Source organism: Pseudomonas xanthosomatis, assembly GCF_019139835.1.
GTDB classification, from domain to species: domain Bacteria; phylum Pseudomonadota; class Gammaproteobacteria; order Pseudomonadales; family Pseudomonadaceae; genus Aquipseudomonas; species Aquipseudomonas fakonensis.
Map to the genome: position 1 here is coordinate 2,107,501 of NZ_CP077075.1, position 18,616 is coordinate 2,126,116.

Consider the following 18,616-nt stretch of genomic DNA (forward strand, 5'->3'; position numbering starts at 1 on the left):
ATAGCTCAGCTGGGAGAGCGCCTGCCTTGCACGCAGGAGGTCAGCGGTTCGATCCCGCTTGGCTCCACCACTCTTTCAGGTTTCGCAGCACTGTTCAGAACTTAGAAATGAACATTCCGGTGTGAATGTTGATTTCTGACTTTTGTCAGATCGTTCTTTAAAAATTCGGATATGTGATAGAAATAGACTGAATGCCAGTTTCACTGCTGGTTATTCAGGCTAAGGTAAAATTTGTGAGTTCTGCTCGAAAGAGCGACGTACGAATTTTCGGCGAATGTCGTCTTCACAGTATAACCAGATTGCTTGGGGTTATATGGTCAAGTGAAGAAGCGCATACGGTGGATGCCTTGGCAGTCAGAGGCGATGAAAGACGTGGTAGCCTGCGATAAGCTTTGGGGAGTCGGCAAACAGACTGTGATCCAGAGATCTCTGAATGGGGGAACCCACTCAGCACAAGCTGAGTATCTTGTACTGAATACATAGGTGCAAGAGGCGAACCAGGGGAACTGAAACATCTAAGTACCCTGAGGAAAAGAAATCAACCGAGATTCCCTTAGTAGTGGCGAGCGAACGGGGACCAGCCCTTAAGCTGGTTTGAGATTAGTGGAACGCTCTGGAAAGTGCGGCCATAGTGGGTGATAGCCCCGTACACGAAAATCTCTTGCCAGTGAAATCGAGTAGGACGGAGCACGAGAAACTTTGTCTGAACATGGGGGGACCATCCTCCAAGGCTAAATACTACTGACTGACCGATAGTGAACCAGTACCGTGAGGGAAAGGCGAAAAGAACCCCGGAGAGGGGAGTGAAATAGAACCTGAAACCGTATGCGTACAAGCAGTGGGAGCCTACTTTGTTAGGTGACTGCGTACCTTTTGTATAATGGGTCAGCGACTTATATTCAGTGGCGAGCTTAACCGAATAGGGGAGGCGTAGCGAAAGCGAGTCTTAATAGGGCGCTTTAGTCGCTGGGTATAGACCCGAAACCGGGCGATCTATCCATGGGCAGGTTGAAGGTTAGGTAACACTGACTGGAGGACCGAACCGACTACCGTTGAAAAGTTAGCGGATGACCTGTGGATCGGAGTGAAAGGCTAATCAAGCTCGGAGATAGCTGGTTCTCCTCGAAAGCTATTTAGGTAGCGCCTCATGTATCACTGTAGGGGGTAGAGCACTGTTTCGGCTAGGGGGTCATCCCGACTTACCAAACCGATGCAAACTCCGAATACCTACAAGTGCCGAGCATGGGAGACACACGGCGGGTGCTAACGTCCGTCGTGAAAAGGGAAACAACCCAGACCGTCAGCTAAGGTCCCAAAGTCATGGTTAAGTGGGAAACGATGTGGGAAGGCTTAGACAGCTAGGAGGTTGGCTTAGAAGCAGCCACCCTTTAAAGAAAGCGTAATAGCTCACTAGTCGAGTCGGCCTGCGCGGAAGATGTAACGGGGCTCAAACCATGCACCGAAGCTACGGGTATCACCTTTGGTGATGCGGTAGAGGAGCGTTCTGTAAGCCTGTGAAGGTGAGTTGAGAAGCTTGCTGGAGGTATCAGAAGTGCGAATGCTGACATGAGTAACGACAATGCGAGTGAAAAACTCGCACGCCGAAAGACCAAGGTTTCCTGCGCAACGTTAATCGACGCAGGGTTAGTCGGTCCCTAAGGCGAGGCTGAAAAGCGTAGTCGATGGAAAACAGGTTAATATTCCTGTACTTCTAGTTATTGCGATGGAGGGACGGAGAAGGCTAGGCCAGCTTGGCGTTGGTTGTCCAAGTTTAAGGTGGTAGGCTGAAATCTTAGGCAAATCCGGGATTTCAAGGCCGAGAGCTGATGACGAGTGCTCATTAGAGCGCGAAGTGGTTGATGCCATGCTTCCAAGAAAAGCTCCTAAGCTTCAGATAACTAGGAACCGTACCCCAAACCGACACAGGTGGTTAGGTAGAGAATACCAAGGCGCTTGAGAGAACTCGGGTGAAGGAACTAGGCAAAATGGCACCGTAACTTCGGGAGAAGGTGCGCCGGCGAGGGTTAAGGACTTGCTCCGTAAGCCCATGCCGGTCGAAGATACCAGGCCGCTGCGACTGTTTATTAAAAACACAGCACTCTGCAAACACGAAAGTGGACGTATAGGGTGTGACGCCTGCCCGGTGCCGGAAGGTTAATTGATGGGGTTAGCGCAAGCGAAGCTCTTGATCGAAGCCCCGGTAAACGGCGGCCGTAACTATAACGGTCCTAAGGTAGCGAAATTCCTTGTCGGGTAAGTTCCGACCTGCACGAATGGCGTAACGATGGCGGCGCTGTCTCCACCCGAGACTCAGTGAAATTGAAATCGCTGTGAAGATGCAGTGTATCCGCGGCTAGACGGAAAGACCCCGTGAACCTTTACTATAGCTTTGCACTGGACTTTGAGCTTGCTTGTGTAGGATAGGTGGGAGGCTTTGAAGTGGGGACGCCAGTTCTCATGGAGCCATCCTTGAAATACCACCCTGGCAACCTTGAGGTTCTAACTCAGGTCCGTTATCCGGATCGAGGACAGTGTATGGTGGGTAGTTTGACTGGGGCGGTCTCCTCCCAAAGAGTAACGGAGGAGTACGAAGGTGCGCTCAGACCGGTCGGAAATCGGTCGTAGAGTATAAAGGCAAAAGCGCGCTTGACTGCGAGACACACACGTCGAGCAGGTACGAAAGTAGGTCTTAGTGATCCGGTGGTTCTGTATGGAAGGGCCATCGCTCAACGGATAAAAGGTACTCCGGGGATAACAGGCTGATACCGCCCAAGAGTTCATATCGACGGCGGTGTTTGGCACCTCGATGTCGGCTCATCACATCCTGGGGCTGAAGCCGGTCCCAAGGGTATGGCTGTTCGCCATTTAAAGTGGTACGCGAGCTGGGTTTAGAACGTCGTGAGACAGTTCGGTCCCTATCTGCCGTGGACGTTTGAGATTTGAGAGGGGCTGCTCCTAGTACGAGAGGACCGGAGTGGACGAACCTCTGGTGTTCCGGTTGTCACGCCAGTGGCATTGCCGGGTAGCTATGTTCGGAAGAGATAACCGCTGAAAGCATCTAAGCGGGAAACTTGCCTCAAGATGAGATCTCACTGGGATCTTGAATCCCCTGAAGGGCCGTCGAAGACTACGACGTTGATAGGTTGGGTGTGTAAGCGCTGTGAGGCGTTGAGCTAACCAATACTAATTGCCCGTGAGGCTTGACCATATAACACCCAAGCAATTTGCGCGTAAGCCGAATTGTGGTGGTGAAGACGAAAGAACCGAAAGTTCACAACGTCAGCAAGAACCACAAATATCGCATATCCGAATTCGCTGGGCTGTTCATCTGAACGGACTGGCTACCGAATTTCTTGACGACCATAGAGCATTGGAACCACCTGATCCCATCCCGAACTCAGCAGTGAAACGATGCATCGCCGATGGTAGTGTGGGGTTTCCCCATGTGAGAGTAGGTCATCGTCAAGATTCATTTCGCAAAACCCCTATCTGCGCATGCAGGTAGGGGTTTTGTCTTTGTGCGGCGGAAAACCAGAGCCCTGCGTGGGAGCGGGCTTGCCCCGCGATGCGGCTCGCCCAGGCAATACACAGCCCAACCGGAGCTCCGTCGCCGGCAAGCCGGCTCCTACAGGTACACCACCTGTCTCGATACCCCACCCCAGGCAAATATCTTTTGCCCCAGCCCTACCTCTCGTCTCTCACCCAAGGGTGCGACAAATTATTACCGTTGGTTAACGTGACTTACCCGCACCTACCCTGCGTCAAGACTTAGGTTCGGGGCATCCTCGCGCCCGGACATAGCGATGCCAGCGTACCGTGCTGCGCATTTATGGACCTCCACCGTCCTATACAACTGAGGTAGATAGCAAGATGGCCAAGGCCGCCGATGTCGTTGTGCAATGCCTGGAAAACGAAGGTGTCGAGTATGTGTTCGGCATTCCTGGTGAGGAAAACCTCGACCTGCTCGAGTCCCTGCGCAAGTCGAAGATCAAGCTGGTACTGACCCGCCACGAGCAATCCGCAGGCTTCATGGCCGCGACCTACGGCCGCCTGACCGGCAAAACCGGTGTCAGCCTGTCGACCCTCGGCCCTGGTGCCACCAACCTGGTTACCGCCAGCGCCTACGCCTACCTCGGCGGCATGCCGATGATGATGATCACCGGCCAGAAGCCGATCAAGAAGTCCAAACAGGGCCGCTTCCAGATCATCGATGTGTGCGGCATGATGGACCCCATCACCAAGTACACCCACCAATTCGCTTCGGCCGACAACATCCCGGCCCGCATGCGTGAAGCCTTCCGCCTGGCCGAAGAAGAAAAGCCTGGTGCCGTGCACCTGGAGCTGCCAGAAGACATCGCCGCCGAGCAGACCGACGCCCTGCCGATCCCGCGTAGCCTGCACCGTCGCCCGCTGGCCGAGCACGTGGCCATCGAAGCTGCTGTCGAGAAGCTGAAGAACGCTCGCAACCCGATCCTGGTAATCGGTGCCGGCGCCAACCGCAAGATGACCGCCAAGGTCCTCAAGCAACTGATCGACAAGACCGGCATCCCGTTCATCACCACCCAGATGGGTAAAGGTGTAGTGGACGAGCGCCACCCACGCTTCCTGGGTAACGCCGCGCTGTCGTCCGGTGACTTCGTGCACCGCGCGGTAGAGGCCGCCGACCTGATCGTCAACATCGGCCACGACGTGATCGAGAAGCCGCCGTTCTTCATGGTCCGTGGCGGCACCGAAGTGATCCACGTGAGCTTCCGTTCGGCCGAAGTCGACGCTGTGTACTTCCCGCAGGTAGAAGTGATCGGTGACATCGCCAACGCCGTCTGGCAGATCAGCGAAGCCCTGACCGACACCAGTCACTGGGACTTCACCCGCCTGATGGCCATCCGCGAAGCCAACGAAGCACAAATCGTCGAAGGTGCTGACGACAACCGCTTCCCGGTCTACCCGCAGCGCATGGTTGCCGACATCCGTCGCGCCCTGCCGTCCGAAGGCATCGTTGCCCTGGACAACGGTATCTACAAGATCTGGTTCGCCCGTAACTACAAGGCCCACAAGCCCAACACCGTGCTGCTGGACAACGCCCTGGCGACCATGGGTGCCGGCCTGCCATCGGCCATGGCCTCGCACCTGGTGTACCCGGACCGCCCGGTGATCTCGGTCTGCGGCGACGGCGGCTTCATGATGAACAGCCAGGAACTGGAAACCGCAGTACGCCTTGGCATGCACATCACCGTGGTGATCCTGCGTGACGACGGCTACGGCATGATCCGCTGGAAGCAGGCCAACATGGGCTTCACCGATTTCGGCCTGGACTACGGCAACCCGGACTTCGTCAAGTACGCCGAAGCCTACGGTGCCAACGGCCACCGCGTCGAAAGCGCCGAAGCCTTCCTGCCGCTGCTCGAGCACTGCATCAAGACCCCGGGCGTTCACGTGATCGACTGCCCGGTCGACTACAGCGAGAACGACCGCATCCTCAACAGCGAGTTGCGTGAGCGCGCGCTGGCGGTGTAAACCGTAGGTGCTGCACATCGCGCGGCAAGCCCGCTCCCAAGGCAGATCAAAGCATCTGTGGGGGCGGGCTTGCCCCGCGATGCTTATGTTATGGCTAACAACTAAGTACCACTTCCCAGCTATTTCGCTTTGTCATTTTCAGGCCTCTCTTGTTCATTGAATGAAGCGCCTGAATCATGACAATCGGATCGTCACACAACCATCCCGCCGATTTGGCTATTGAGCCGATCTCTACCCTCAAGCCTTGGGCTGCACGTTTTCCCAATCCTCCGGATCTTTGCTTTGATTATCGACGCTTGGTCGAGCAACCAGGCGGCATTGCCCGAGCAACAAAACCGGAGCATCGGATTTGCATCGTCGGTGCTGGTGTCACCGGCCTCACCGCTGCGCGTGAGTTGCTGCGTTGTGGCTTCACTCACATCACGCTGATCGAGCAATCGCAGCGTGTTGGCGGGCGGCACCTCACGGTTGTAAACAACCCAGCGAACCATGCCCAGCCCTCGACGCCATTCGAGATGGGGGCAATGCGCATGCCGTTCTTCAATCGCACTGGTGAGCCACCCAAAACAGGCAGATCGCTCATGGCGCATTACGCCGAGCTGTTCGACCTGCACATTTCCGACTTCCCCAATCCAGGCACACCTTGGGTCAACGCCACTGGCATATACCTGCGTGAAGGCCTGCTGGACGGGAAGGGTGAGCCCCAGTTGCTCATCTGGAAGAACACGAAAGGTGTCACACCTCCACCGTCAGAAATATTGCAGTCGATTCAGGGAAAATGGCTGCGCTTTGCTGAGCGCTTCGCTGAGCAGGTTGCCCTGGTCTACGGCACAGGTGAGTGGGAGGGCATGTGGTCAGCCATTGTAGAGCGCTACCATCGAATGTCCTTCCGTGAGTTGGTGCACTTGCCGATGCTCGAGACATGGAGTAAGTCCAGCCCTGGTGATTTCGGCGGGCTGGGGATGAACAGCGATGAGTCCTCGATCTTTTACGCCATTGGGATAGGCGACGGCAGTTGGGGCGCGTTCTACGACGTCTGCTGCCTTTATCCACTGCGCACGGCGATCTTCGGGTTCAGTAGCCATCTGCAGTTGGTCCACGGCCGGGTGGACTCGCAAGGTGTGCCACTTGCAGCCCCCTATCTGGAAAGCACCAGTGTGCTTGATAGCAAGGGGTTGAAGTTTCAGGCCCCCGCATATCTTGGGCTGGCTGCAATGGACGAATGCCTGCTGTTCATGCCGATGGACGAGGCGGGTAACTCACTCTATAAGCACTGTATCGCCCGTGAAGATGGGCTACTCACCGACAGTTCAGTATGCGCGTTGCACAAGCTGGCTGACGGAAGCATTCAAGTTGATTACCGCTGGCAGCACAGCATTGCGCAGCGGGAGCAATTGCGCAGTGAGGTTTTCGACAGCGTGATTCTGACTACGCCGTCGTGGTTGATCGAAACCAACATGCGTCTTGAAGGCTTCAGCAAAGAGATGCTCCCCCAACCCATCATTGACGCCTGGAAGCACGCGCACTGGGAGACCAGTTGCAAGGTGTACGCTCCGCTGAAGAAGCGATTTCTCGACAGCAGCCCGAAGTTGCCTCAGATTCTGGTCACTGACAGCTTCGTTCATGACGTCTATGCCTATCGCTACAACGATCGCTATGCCTATGACTGCATCTTGCTGAGTTACACCTGGGAGGACGATGCGACCAAGCTCGCGGCATTTTCAGACAGCGAGCTCGTAGACAAATGTGTGACTGAGCTAGATCGCATTCTGATGCGATGCAGCAATATCGGTGTTCCAATCTCCCCCTACATCGATAAGCGAAACATCCGTATACAACGCTGGATGACAGACCGGAATTCGTTAGGCTGTGCGAAATTGTACCGAGCCGGCACCTACTATCAGGCCATCAGCCTGATGAAATACAACCGAGATCTGGCGAGCGCTTCAGGGCTGTACCTGGCCGGTGAGTCCTTCTCTGTCGATGCCGGCTGGACCGAGCCGTGCTTGCGCACAGCCATCGATGCAGTGATCAACCTCTGTGCTGTTACGGGCGCTCAGTTCAACGGTGATTTCTCCCTTGAACACTATCCGCATTATCAGGTGGTCTAGGCCCATTTCAGAAACATTTGTGTGGGAGGATTCTTTCGAGAGCTAGAGAACTCTCGTACAGCTTCACAGGAACCTCCTGACTGTTCCATTTAACGCATCAACCGTTCTACTGGCGGCCTTCCACAACAACCACAAAGGAAGCCGCCATGCAGCACCCCTCTGCCACCACCCCCGTGCGCATCGCTGTCATCCAGTACGACCCGCAGGTCGGCCTCGAACACTGCGATGGCAACCTCTGCAAAAGCCTGGCCCTGGTCCGCCAAGCCGCCCGTGAAGGCGCCAACCTGATCGTACTGCCGGAGCTGGCGAACACCGGCTACACCTTCAACTCCCGCGCCGAAGCCTACGCCCATGCCGAGGTTCTGCATCAAGGCCCAAGCCTGCAAGCCTGGGCCGAGCTCGCCCGCGAGCTGCAGATATACCTGGTCGCAGGCTTCGCCGAGCGCGAGGGCCTCAAGCTCTACGACAGCGCCGTACTTTTCGGCCCCGACGGCCTGCTTGGCCACTACCGCAAGGCACACCTGTGGAACCAGGAAAAGCTCTGGTTCACCCCCGGCAACCTCGGATTCCCGGTATTCGAAACCCCCATCGGCCGCATCGGCCTGCTGATCTGCTGGGACATCTGGTTCCCCGAGGCGCCACGCCTGATGGCCGCGCAGGGCGCCGACATCATCTGCAGCCTGAACAACTGGGTATGGACGCCACCGCCGCTGTTCGACGAAGCGGGACGCTGCATGGCGTCGTACCTCACCATGACCGCTGCTCACGTCAACAACCTCTACATCGCCGCCGCCAACCGCATCGGCCACGAGCGCGGCGGGCGTTTCCTGGGCTGCTCGCTGATCGCCGGCACTAATGGCTGGCCCATCGGCGAAGTGGCCAGCGCCGAGCAGGAGTGCATCCTCTACGCCGACGTCGACCTTAGCGCCGCGCGCTCTGCGCCCATCTGGAACAGCCTCAACGACCTGCCCCGCGACCGGCGCACCGACCTCTACGACGCCACCCTCGGCTATCGGCTGCATGCGCCGATGCCGCGCTGAGGAGGCCCCATGCAACAGGTCCTCACCTCCCGGCGGCAATCCACGTCCCTGCTCATCATTACCGGCATCGCGGCCATGCTGCTTGTCTTCATGGCGGTGGGATCATGGCCAGCCTACGCCCACCTTGCCGCAACCCTGGACCAGCCTCTGAGCCGGTTGCGCTGGTTCGTCGGCGATATCAGCGAAGTCGCCTTCTACAAGCACGAGCTGCCTGCATTGGGCTTGCTGCTGGGTGCCAGCCTGGCTCACTGGGCCCAGGTAAAGGGCTACCGCTGGCAAGGTTTTGCCATCAGCTACGGCACAGGCCTTTGGCCTTGGCTGTTCACCAGCTCGCTGCTGGGCCTGCTGCTCAGCCACGCATTGTGGGGCTGGACCCTCGCCAGTGGCACCTGGCAACCGACCTTCGTCGCCTTCGTATCGTTGCCGGCGGCCATGGTGCTGTTGTTCGGTGGTGGTTGGCGGGTGACGATCAACGGCGCGCTGCTAGGCGCCGTATTGGTGACGCCCGCGTGCCTGCTGATGGTCAACTACCTGTGCTACCCGCTGGGCTTGCCGGTGGTCGTAGGCAACGTCAGTGGCATGGCATTGGGTAGCGCAATAGCCTTCCTGCTGTGCAGGCGCTACCCGGCGTTGGTGCGCGACGGCCTGCGGCCAGCCACGCCAGCAACTGCCAGCAAGCCGCACTATGGCATGGCCTGGACCCTGCGCCGGGTACTGGCAGACTTCAGCGAAGCGCCGTTCTTCGGCAACGAGCTGGCCAGCCTCGGGCTGCTGCTGGGCGTGCTGCTGGCTTATGTGTTGGCTCCAGGCGCCCCAGCCTACGGCTCGCAACTGGTGCTGCATCTGGTGGCGGGGCAGGCGCTGGCGTCGTTGATCGGTGTACTGCTGTGGCGCCGCCAATGGATGGCCCGGGGTTGGTACCCCACCTATATTCCCATCGTCTCGATCGTGCCGGCCGCGGTGCTCACATTGGGCGGCAGCTGGCAGGTGATAGTTGCCAGCGCCGTGCTCGGTGCAGTGGTTGCACCACCCTTGGCCGTGGCTATCAGCCAGCGCCTGCCGGGCCATATGCACCCCTACATCGGCAATGTCCTGGCCATGGCCATAGGCACCCTGGTGATCGTGCCCGTGGTCGGGCTACTTCCGGGAGCCGCAGCATGAGCCTGCAAACCACGCCGCCGCGCATCGCCATCGCCAGCCTGGGCGGCACCGTCAGCATGCAGGCCGGCGGGCCAGGGCAGGGCGTCACCCCGAAGCTTGGCAGCGACGCCCTGCTGGCCACATTGCCGCAGCTTGCAGCGCAGGCACAGGTCGACACCACCACCCTGTGCCTGCTGCCAAGCCCCTCGCTCGGCTTTCAGGCACTACTGGACGCACTGGCCTGGGCCACCCGGCAAGTGCAGCAGGGCGCACAGGGCGTGGTGCTGACCCAGGGCACCGACACCCTCGAGGAGGCCGCGTACTTTCTCGACCTGCTCTGGCCCCACGACGCACCGCTGGTACTCACCGGCGCAATGCGCGCAGCCAGCCACCCGGGTGCCGATGGCCCGGCCAACCTGCTGGCTGCGGTGCAGGTCGCGCTGGCAGGCAGCAGCCGTGGGCGTGGCGTGCTGGTGGTGATCAACGACCAGGTCCATCACGCCAGGCAGGTGCGCAAAACCGCAAGCCTGGCCATGGGCGCGTTCGAGTCCCCCGGCAGCGGCCCGGCAGCTGAGGTAGTGGAAGGCCAGGCACGCTATCACCATGCCCCTGCACCTCGCCGGGTACTGCCAGTGCCGCAGCACAGGGCCCAGCACGTCGCGCTGCTTGAAGCATGCCTCGATGCCGACACGGCGCTACTGCAGGCACTGCCCGGGCTAGGCTACAGCGCCTTGGTGGTCGCGGGGTTCGGCGCTGGCCATGTATCAGCCGCCTGGGCCGAGGCGATGGCAGCGGTTGCCGAACACATGCCGGTCATCGTGGCCTCGCGCACCGGCAGCGGCGCCACGGCCCGCGCCACCTATGGCTTTGCAGGTGGCGAAATCGACCTGCAAACCAAGGGCATGCACATGGCCGGGCCGCTGTGCCCGCGCAAGTGCCGCATCCTGCTGTGGCTGCTGCTGGGCAACGCAGCCCTGCCTCAGCTGGACGACTGGCTGAACCACTAAGCCCCCGTGCCCGTATCTGCGGGCACGTTTTACATGCGCCTGTGCTAGGGTGCACCCATATTCCACCAGGACACCCCGCCCATGCTCCCCGCGCTCAGCGAAAAAGAACTCGACCGCCTCGAAGACCTGTTGATCACCTACGGCAACGACTACTCGGTGCTCAACCTGGCCGAGCTCGATGGTTTCTTCACCGCCCTGGCCAGCTCGCCCAACACCGTCACCCCGGAGCAGTGGCTGCCCACCGTGGCCGGCGGCAAGGTGCCGAAGTTCAAGAAGCCCGCCCACGAAGAAGCCTACGTTGCATTGATGCTGCGCTATGCCAACCAGGTCGCCGAAAGCCTTGGCGAGGACCTTGAGCACTTCGAGCCTCTGTTCGAAGAAAGCGAAGGGGAAAATGGCCCGGTGATCGTTCTTGAGGAGTGGTGCTTCGGCTACATGCGCGGCACTCAGGTCGCCGAGTGGGACGAGCTGCCGCCTGAACAGGACCGTCTGCTCAAGGCCATCTCTCTGCACGGCCTGGAAGACAACTTCGAACTGCTCGACAGCATGAGCCTCGAAGAGCACCAGGCCTGCGTGCCGTTGGTGGTGGAGGCTGCCCGTGGCCTGTTCCGCTACCAGAACCAGCTACCCCACTGACCGTCAGAACCCCGCGCTGATGGTGGCCACCAGCGACGCCGGCTCCCCGGCATAGTTGCCGGCACTGGCGATGGTTTCGATGTAGTCCTTGTCCAGCACGTTGCGGGCGTTCAGCGACACCCGCACGTGCTCGTCGATGTCGTAGAACACACTCATGTCCAGCCGCCCGTAGCCCGGGGTGCTGTAGCTGTTGGCCAGGTCGCCGTAGCGCTTGCCGGCAAAGAACACCCCGGCACCAAAGCCCAGGCCCTGCAACGCACCGTCCTGCAACTGGTAGGTCGACCACAGCGAGCCACTGACCACCGGCACGCCCTCCAGCCGGTTGCCTTCCTCCAGGCGCGTATCCTTCACCAACTTGGCGTCCAGCACGGCGATGTTGCCGATTAGGTTCCAGCCGTCCTGGATCTCGCCGCTCACATCCAGCTCCACGCCGCGCACCCGCTGTTCGCCAGTCTGGATCGAGTAGCTGCTGTCCAGCGGGTCGGTAGCGGCCAGGTTTTCACGGCGAATCTCGAAGGCCGACAAGGTCGCGCTCAAGCGTTCGGGAATGATGTCGTACTTGGCGCCCACCTCGTACTGCGTGCCGGTCTCCGGGTCGAGCACGCTGCCATCGCGGGTCAGCTTGTTTTGCGGCGCGAACGAGGTGCTGTAGCTTGCATACAGCGCCAGTCGCTCGGTGGGCTGGTAAACCAGGCCGGCGCGGGGCGAGGTATCGGACGGGTTGATGTCGATATCGGTGGGCACGCCATTGCGATCGTAGCTGCGGTTGCGCTGCGAGACCTGGTCCCAACGCACACCCATCAGCAGTTTCCATTGCTCGTTCAGGTCGATCTGGTCTTGCAGGTACAGGCCGTAGCTTTCCTGGTCGAACCGCGAATCCTCGCCAAAGCCGAATGGCCCGGGCTGGGCGCCATGCACCGGGTTCCAGATGTTCAGTGGCGCCAGATTGGCCCGCAGCATGGTCACGCTGCGCTTGCCCTTGACCGTTTCCACCCCGGCCAGCAACTGATGGTTCAAGCCACCGGTGGCAAAGCGCGCGATGGCCTCGAACTGGGCGCTGAGCGAGCGTTGCTCCTCGTCGAAGTCGGTAGCCCGACGTATCAGGGTGCGGCCATCGGCCTGCAAGGTGCGCTGGCTGACATTCAGCATGCTCTTGGTGGAGTGGTCCCAGCGCGTCACCTGGCGCAGGGTCAGCCAGTCGTTGAGGTCGTGCTCCAGCTTGAACCAGGCCGCGGTCTTGTCGCTGCTGCTGTGGGACCAGGGCTCTTCCAGAAACACCTTGTGCCGTGAGTCCACACGGTCGCCGATCACCTGCAGCCCGCGGTCGTACTGGGCGTCGGTCTCGGTGTATTCGAGGCCCATGTCCAGGCGCGTGCTGTCGTTGGGCAGCCACGACAGCGACGGGGCGAAGTGGCGGCGGTGGCTGTCGCGATACAGGTCGCGGTAGCTGCCCTCGGTCTGGTAAGCCATGGCCAGGCTGCCGGCCAACCCGTGCTCGGCCGACAACGGCCCGCCAACCCAGGCCTGGCCGCGTTGCATGTCGAACGAGCCGCCCTGCAGCTTCACCTGCGCCTCCGGCACCAGGGGCGGCCGGCGGGTGACCACGTTGATCAGACCGCCCGGGTTGCCGCGCCCGTACAGCACCGAGGCCGGCCCCTTGAGCACCTCGATGCGTTCGACGCCGGCAAGGTCGGTGAGGATTTCCGGGCGCACCGTCAGCGAGTTGGTCAGCACCCCGTCGATGGCGTAGGTGGTGCCCTGGAAACCCCGCACGATAAAGCTCTCGACACTGCCGCCATGGGTGTTGCCGCGCTGGATGCTGCTGACGTTGCTCAGGGCGTCGGCCATGCTGGTGGCCTGCTGGTCCTCCAGCACCTGGCGCGGCACCACCTGGATCGACTGCGGGATATCGCGCAGCGGCGCATCGGTCTTGGTGCCGACGCTGCTGCGGGAGGCCTTGTAGCCGTACAACGGGCCGATGGCCGACTGGCGTACGTCGTGCAGGCCATTGATGTTGGTCGAATCCAGGTGCAGGGCAGGGGAGCTGGGTTTCGGCCGCAAGGTGTAGGTGTTGCCGGCTTGCGGCACGGCCTCCAGGGTGGTGCCGCGCAGCAGCAGTTCAAAGCCCTGGGCCGTGCCCACATCGCCTTGCATACCCGGGCTGTGCAGGCCGCCGACCATACCCGGGTCCAGCGGCAGGGTGACCCCGGCCTGGGCGGCGAACTCGGCCAGCGCCTGGCTCAACGGGCCGGCCGGGATGCTGTAGTGCCGGTCGTCCTCGGCCCAGGCCAGGGGCGCGGTGATGAAGCTGGCGAGCAGGGCGAGGCGGAACGGGGCGGGTTTGCGCATGGGGGCTTCCTGACAGCGGTTACAGGTGGGTTCAGGAAGAGGACACGCGAGGTACGCAAAACACGACATCAGGTTTTTCATGGGTTCAGGCCGATGGTCACGAGACCCATCTCAAGCCGCCACCACCGTCACCCAATACCGCGTCACAGACTGCACCCGCACCGGGAACGCCATTGCCAACGCCGCCAGCGCCGCCTCGGTATCGTTCAACTGGAACGTCCCCGACACCAGTACCCCCGCAACCTCCGGCGCACAGCGCGTCCAGCCCGGTCGATAGCGCCCCAGCTCGGCGACGAACTCCCCCAACGGCATGCGCTCAACCCGCAGCACGCCATCAATCCAGCCCGCGCTGCCAGCCACCGCGCCCAATCGATGCACCCCGTCGGCGCCAATCAACGCCTGCCCACCCGCCTCGATGCGCACAGCCTCACCCTGCAAAGGCGTTGCCGCCACTGCCCCCTCGAACACCTGCAAGCGGTCATGCTCATCGAACTGGCGCACGGCAAAGCGCGTCCCCAACGGCTGGAACGCGCCCCACGCCGATTGCACCCGCAACGGCCGCGGGTCTGCCCCCGTGCGCAGGTACAGCTCGCCCGTGCGCAGCACCAGCAGGCGCTCGCTGGCGCTGTAGCGAATATCCACGGCGCTGTCGGTGTTCAGGTGCAGCTCGCTGCCATCGTCCAGGGTCAACCGGCGGCGCTCGCCCACGCCGGTGCTGACATCGGCCATCAGCCCGTCCAGGCTGCCTGTACGTTGCAAGCCCACCCCCAGCGAACCCAGTACCACCAGCGAAGTGAGCGCCTTGAGCGTTGCCCGCCGGCTCAACGCCGCCGGGCGCTGCAACGCCGTGTGTGCAAGTTGCGGCGGTATCGCCTGCACCTGGGCGCTGAAGCGCGCCGCCAGTTGCCAGGCGCGTTCGTGGTCGGCGTGGGCGGCGCGCCAATCGGCGCAGCCCTGCAAGGCTTGCGGCGAGCTGTCCTGCTGCAGATGCAACAGCCAACGGGCCGCCTGCTGGGCGACCGGGCGCGAGATCGGTTGCGCGCTCACAGCCAGCCCTCCGCACCCAGCACGATGCACTCCTCATAGGCCTTCACCAGCCAGCGCTGCACCGTGCGCACGGTCACGCCCATCTCCACCGCAATCTGCTCCTGCCCCCAGCCCTCCAGCTGCGACAGCAGGAACGCCCGCCGCGCCTTGCCCGGCAGGCGCGCCAACACCCGGTCCACCGCCGTCAGTGCCTCCAGCAAGGCCGCCTGGTGTTCGGCGCTGGGCGCTTCATCCTCGGGCAGGGTGGCCAGGGCCTCCAGGTAAGCACGTTCCAGCGACCGGCGCCGGTACAGGTTCAGCAGCAACCGGCGGGCGATGGTGGCCAGGTACGCACGCGGTTCGTGCAGTTCGGCGGGCGGGGAGTGGGTGAGCAGGCGCACGAAGGTGTCCTGGCTCAGGTCGGCGGCATCGCAGCGGTCGTTCACGCGCCGGTACAGCCACCCCTGCAGCCAGGTGTGATGGCTGCGGTAGAGCTGTTGGACAGGGGCACGATCCGCAGGTGGGGGCATGGGGGCGATGACAGCTATTGAGAATGGGTTGCATTCTAGATGGCCAGGCAGGTTTCGGGCAATTGCTCTTCTGGCGCGGTCTCTGTAGGAGCGGGCTTGCCCGCGATCACCGGCGCCAGCCGGTGCCAGGTGTGCCAAGTGCACTGCCTGCTCGGGCCCTCTCGCCGGCAAGCCGGCTCCTACAGGCGGCGCGTCTCCAAACCTGCCAATTATTCCACCTGGCGAAATTATGGATTGCTCCGCGCCCTGATTCTGTTGTCCGGCGAATCAGCGCAGCATACCTCTCACACAACCAACCCCCGGAGCCACCGCCATGACCACCCCGATCAAGCTCTACAACTTCCCCAAATCCGGCCACGCCCACCGCATCGAACTGATGCTCTCGCTGCTGAACCTGCCCACCGAACTGGTCTTCGTCGACCTGGCAAAGGGCGAGCACAAGCAACCCGCCTTCCTCGCCCTCAACCCCTTCGGCCAGGTACCGGTAATCGACGACAACGGCACCGTCCTCGCCGACTCCAACGCCATCCTGGTCTACCTGGCCAAGGCCTACGGCGCTGAGCAGTGGCTGCCCCAGGACCCGCTCGGCGCCGCTCGCGTGCAGCGCTGGCTGTCGGTGGCCGCCGGCCCCCTGGCCTTCGGCCCTGCCGCCGCGCGTCTGGTGACCGTATTCGGCGCCTCGTTCAACACCGACGAAGTGATCGGCCGCGCCCACACCCTGCTCAAGGTAATCGATGCCGAGCTTGCCCAGCGCCCGTTCCTGGTGGGCGAGCAGGCCACCATCGCCGATGTCGCCAACTACTCGTACATCGCCCACGCCCCAGAAGGCAACGTGTCGCTGCAGCCATACCCCAACGTGCGCGCCTGGTTGGCCCGCATCGAAGCGCTGCCGGGCTTCGTACCGATGCCGCGCACCGTGGTCGGCCTGCAAACCACCCTGTAACGCCATAACCCACACGAGGAATGCCGCCATGCGTTCTCCCTGGCACGAAGGTGAAAAGCGTCTGCAAGCCCAAGCCGGTGTAGCCGAGCGCATGCAGGTGCACGGGCAAAAGGTCATCCGCGACTACATGCCCGACCAGCACCGCAGCTTCTTCCAGCAGCTGCCGTTCATGGTGGCAGGCGCGGTGGACGCCGAAGGCAAACCCTGGGCGACCCTGCTCGAAGGCCCGCAAGGCTTCGTCAGCTCGCCCGACCCCAAACAATTGCTGATAGGCGCCACACTGCCCGCCACCGACCCGGCCAGTGCCGGCCTGGTGGCGGGTGGCGCCATCGGCCTGCTCGGCATCGAGCTGCACACCCGTCGGCGCAACCGCCTCAACGGCCATATCCGTGCGGCCAGCGCCGGCCAGTTGCAGGTAGAGGTGGAGCACTCGTTCGGCAACTGCCCGCAGTACATCCAGCTGCGCGAATACACCCGGGTCGACGAGCCGGCCGGTGAGCGTATCGACGCCAGCGAGCTGAGCGCTGCCGCCATCGCCATGATCGAAAACGCCGACACCTTCTTCGTCGCCAGCTACGTGGCGCAAGAGGATGGCCAGCATTCGGTGGACGTCTCCCACCGCGGCGGGCGCCCAGGTTTCGTCAAGGTCGAGGGCAACCGCCTGACCATCCCCGACTACGCCGGCAACCTGCATTTCAATACCCTCGGCAACCTGCTGGTTAACCCCCAGGCCGGCCTGCTGTTCGTCGACTTCACCAGCGGCACCGTGCTGCAACTGAGCGGCCACGCCCAGGTGTTGGTCGACAGCCCGCTGATCCAGGATTTCGAAGGCGCCGAGCGCCTGTGGACGCTGCAGGTCGAGCACGTGGTGCTGCGCCCGGCGGCGGTATCGCTGCGCTGGGCATTTCGTGAATACGCCCCCACCAGCCTGAGCACCGGCACCTGGGCCGAAGCCGAACAACGCACCCAGCAGCGCGAACGCCAGCGGCAATGGCAAAGCTGGCGCGTACTGCGCATCGAGCAGGAGAGCCTGGATATCCGCTCGTTCTACCTGCAACCTGAAGACGGCCAGCCGGTGTCTTTTGCCCCCGGCCAGCACCTCCCGGTGCGCCTGCAACTGCCGGGGGACAAACCGCTGATCCGCACCTACAGCCTGTCCAGCGCCCCCTCTGACGGCCACCTGCGCATCAGCGTCAAGGCCCAGGGCCCGGCGTCGCACTACCTGCATGCGCAACTGCACCCCGGCGACCTTTTGCAGGTGCGCCCACCCATGGGCAGTTTCACCCTGGCGCCAGGCAGCCAGCGGCCCATCGTGCTGATCGGCGCCGGCGTCGGCATCACCCCGCTGATCGCCATGCTGCGCGAGCACCTGAGCCTGAACCAGGGCCGCCCCATCCACCTGTTCCACGGCGGCCGCTCGCTCGCCGAACTGCCGTTCCGCCAGGAGCTGGATGCGCTGCAACAGCAGGCCGGCGGCCTGTTGCACATCCACCGCGCCCTGAGCCAGCCCGAAGCCGACGCCGTACAAGGCCGCGACTACCAGTTCGCCAGCCGCCTGGGCATCGCGCAGGTAAAGGCCACGCTGGCGCTGGACGACTACGACTTCTACCTGTGCGGCCCGGCCAGCTTCACCCAGGACCTTTACGAAGGCCTGCGCGGTATCAACGTGCCCGACGCACGCATCCACGCCGAAGCCTTCGGCCCCTCGACCCTGCGCCGCCACGGCGACAGCAGCCAGCCCGTGGTACAGCAGCCCCCGGCCGCCACCGAGCCAGTACCGGTGTACTTCGCCAGCTCCGCCAAGGAAGCCCGCTGGGCGCCTGGCAGCGGCACGCTGCTGGAGCTGGCCGAAAGCCGCGGCCTGACGCCGGAGTTCAGTTGCCGCGGCGGCTCGTGCGGCACCTGCAAGACCAAGCTGGTCAGCGGCCAGGTGCATTACCCCAACCCGCCCGCCGAAATGCCCGAGCAAGGCACGGTGCTGATCTGCTGCGCCGTGCCGGCGGATGGTGGGCCCTTGGTACTGGAGGCATGAGGCATATGGTCCTATCGCCGGCAAGCCGGCTCTCATAGAACTGCACATAACTCATTGATTTAGCAGGGACCTGTGGGAGCGGGCTTGTCGGGGTGCCGAACCACCGCGAAGCAGGCGACGCAGTGTCTGGCACCGGCTTCGCCGGTGTTCGCGGGCAAGCCCGCTCCCACAGGGGCCGCGGCGGGTTCGTGCCCAGCTCTCTGCGCGACAGCGCAGCCCGCAGGGCTGGGTAATCTCCTACAGGCGATGCGTCAAATCCTGTAGGAGCCGGCTTGCCGGCGATTGGCC

11 protein-coding genes, 1 tRNA gene and 2 rRNA genes (1 of these 14 cut by a window edge) are annotated in these 18,616 nt (G+C 62.1%); 11 read left to right on the forward strand and 3 right to left on the reverse strand.

Translation table 11 applies throughout. The annotated features are described in order from the left end of the window. From KSS93_RS09435 to KSS93_RS09475, 9 genes are all read left to right on the forward strand, one after another. Positions 1-70 (forward strand) — tRNA-Ala (locus tag KSS93_RS09435); it begins 6 nt to the left of the window's first position. Positions 71-315: 245 nt separating this feature from the next. Beyond that, positions 316-3,208 (forward strand): 23S ribosomal RNA (locus tag KSS93_RS09440). A 144-nt stretch (positions 3,209-3,352) separates the two neighbouring features. Further along, positions 3,353-3,468 (forward strand): 5S ribosomal RNA (rrf, locus tag KSS93_RS09445). A gap of 402 nt (positions 3,469-3,870) precedes the next feature. After that, on the forward strand, positions 3,871-5,514 hold the full coding sequence (locus KSS93_RS09450; protein WP_217842151.1) for an acetolactate synthase large subunit: 1,644 nt from the start codon (positions 3,871-3,873) through the stop codon (positions 5,512-5,514). 176 nt (positions 5,515-5,690) lie between these two features. Continuing rightward, positions 5,691-7,625, forward strand: a complete 1,935-nt coding sequence (locus KSS93_RS09455; protein WP_217888049.1) for a flavin monoamine oxidase family protein — start codon at positions 5,691-5,693, stop codon at positions 7,623-7,625. Between the two features lie 146 nt (positions 7,626-7,771). Next, positions 7,772-8,665: a nitrilase family protein gene (locus tag KSS93_RS09460; RefSeq protein WP_217888050.1), complete on the forward strand. Its 894-nt coding sequence runs from the start codon at positions 7,772-7,774 to the stop codon at positions 8,663-8,665. 75 nt (positions 8,666-8,740) lie between these two features. Further along, positions 8,741-9,826: a hypothetical protein gene (locus tag KSS93_RS09465; RefSeq protein ID WP_225917359.1), complete on the forward strand. Its 1,086-nt coding sequence runs from the start codon at positions 8,741-8,743 to the stop codon at positions 9,824-9,826. After that, entirely contained in the window at positions 9,823-10,812 is a 990-nt protein-coding gene (locus KSS93_RS09470) for an asparaginase (protein ID WP_217888052.1), read from the forward strand. Before KSS93_RS09465 ends, KSS93_RS09470 begins: the two co-directional genes overlap by 4 nt. An 81-nt stretch (positions 10,813-10,893) precedes the next feature. Further along, positions 10,894-11,448 carry a UPF0149 family protein gene (locus KSS93_RS09475; protein ID WP_217888053.1) on the forward strand — a complete coding sequence of 185 codons (555 nt, stop codon included), beginning with the start codon at positions 10,894-10,896 and terminating at the stop codon, positions 11,446-11,448. Between the two features lie 3 nt (positions 11,449-11,451). Here the strand turns inward: KSS93_RS09475 and KSS93_RS09480 are convergent, their stop codons facing one another. From KSS93_RS09480 to KSS93_RS09490, 3 genes are all read right to left on the reverse strand, one after another. Beyond that, positions 11,452-13,797, reverse strand: a complete 2,346-nt coding sequence (locus KSS93_RS09480) for a TonB-dependent siderophore receptor (protein WP_217888054.1) — start codon at positions 13,795-13,797, stop codon at positions 11,452-11,454. A gap of 111 nt (positions 13,798-13,908) precedes the next feature. Next, positions 13,909-14,844: a FecR domain-containing protein gene (locus KSS93_RS09485; protein ID WP_217888055.1), complete on the reverse strand. Its 936-nt coding sequence runs from the start codon at positions 14,842-14,844 to the stop codon at positions 13,909-13,911. After that, entirely contained in the window at positions 14,841-15,353 is a 513-nt protein-coding gene (locus KSS93_RS09490; RefSeq protein ID WP_217888056.1) for a sigma-70 family RNA polymerase sigma factor, read from the reverse strand. The genes KSS93_RS09485 and KSS93_RS09490 overlap by 4 nt, the downstream gene beginning before the upstream one ends. Positions 15,354-15,666: 313 nt before the next feature. Here KSS93_RS09490 and KSS93_RS09495 point away from each other — a divergent pair, with 313 nt between their 5' ends. Further along, on the forward strand, positions 15,667-16,296 hold the full coding sequence (locus KSS93_RS09495; protein ID WP_217842160.1) for a glutathione S-transferase family protein: 630 nt from the start codon (positions 15,667-15,669) through the stop codon (positions 16,294-16,296). Between the two features lie 28 nt (positions 16,297-16,324). Beyond that, positions 16,325-18,328 (forward strand): pyridoxamine 5'-phosphate oxidase family protein, encoded by a 2,004-nt coding sequence (locus tag KSS93_RS09500; protein ID WP_217888057.1) that lies wholly within the window; start codon positions 16,325-16,327, stop codon positions 18,326-18,328. Positions 18,329-18,616 lie beyond the last annotated feature (288 nt).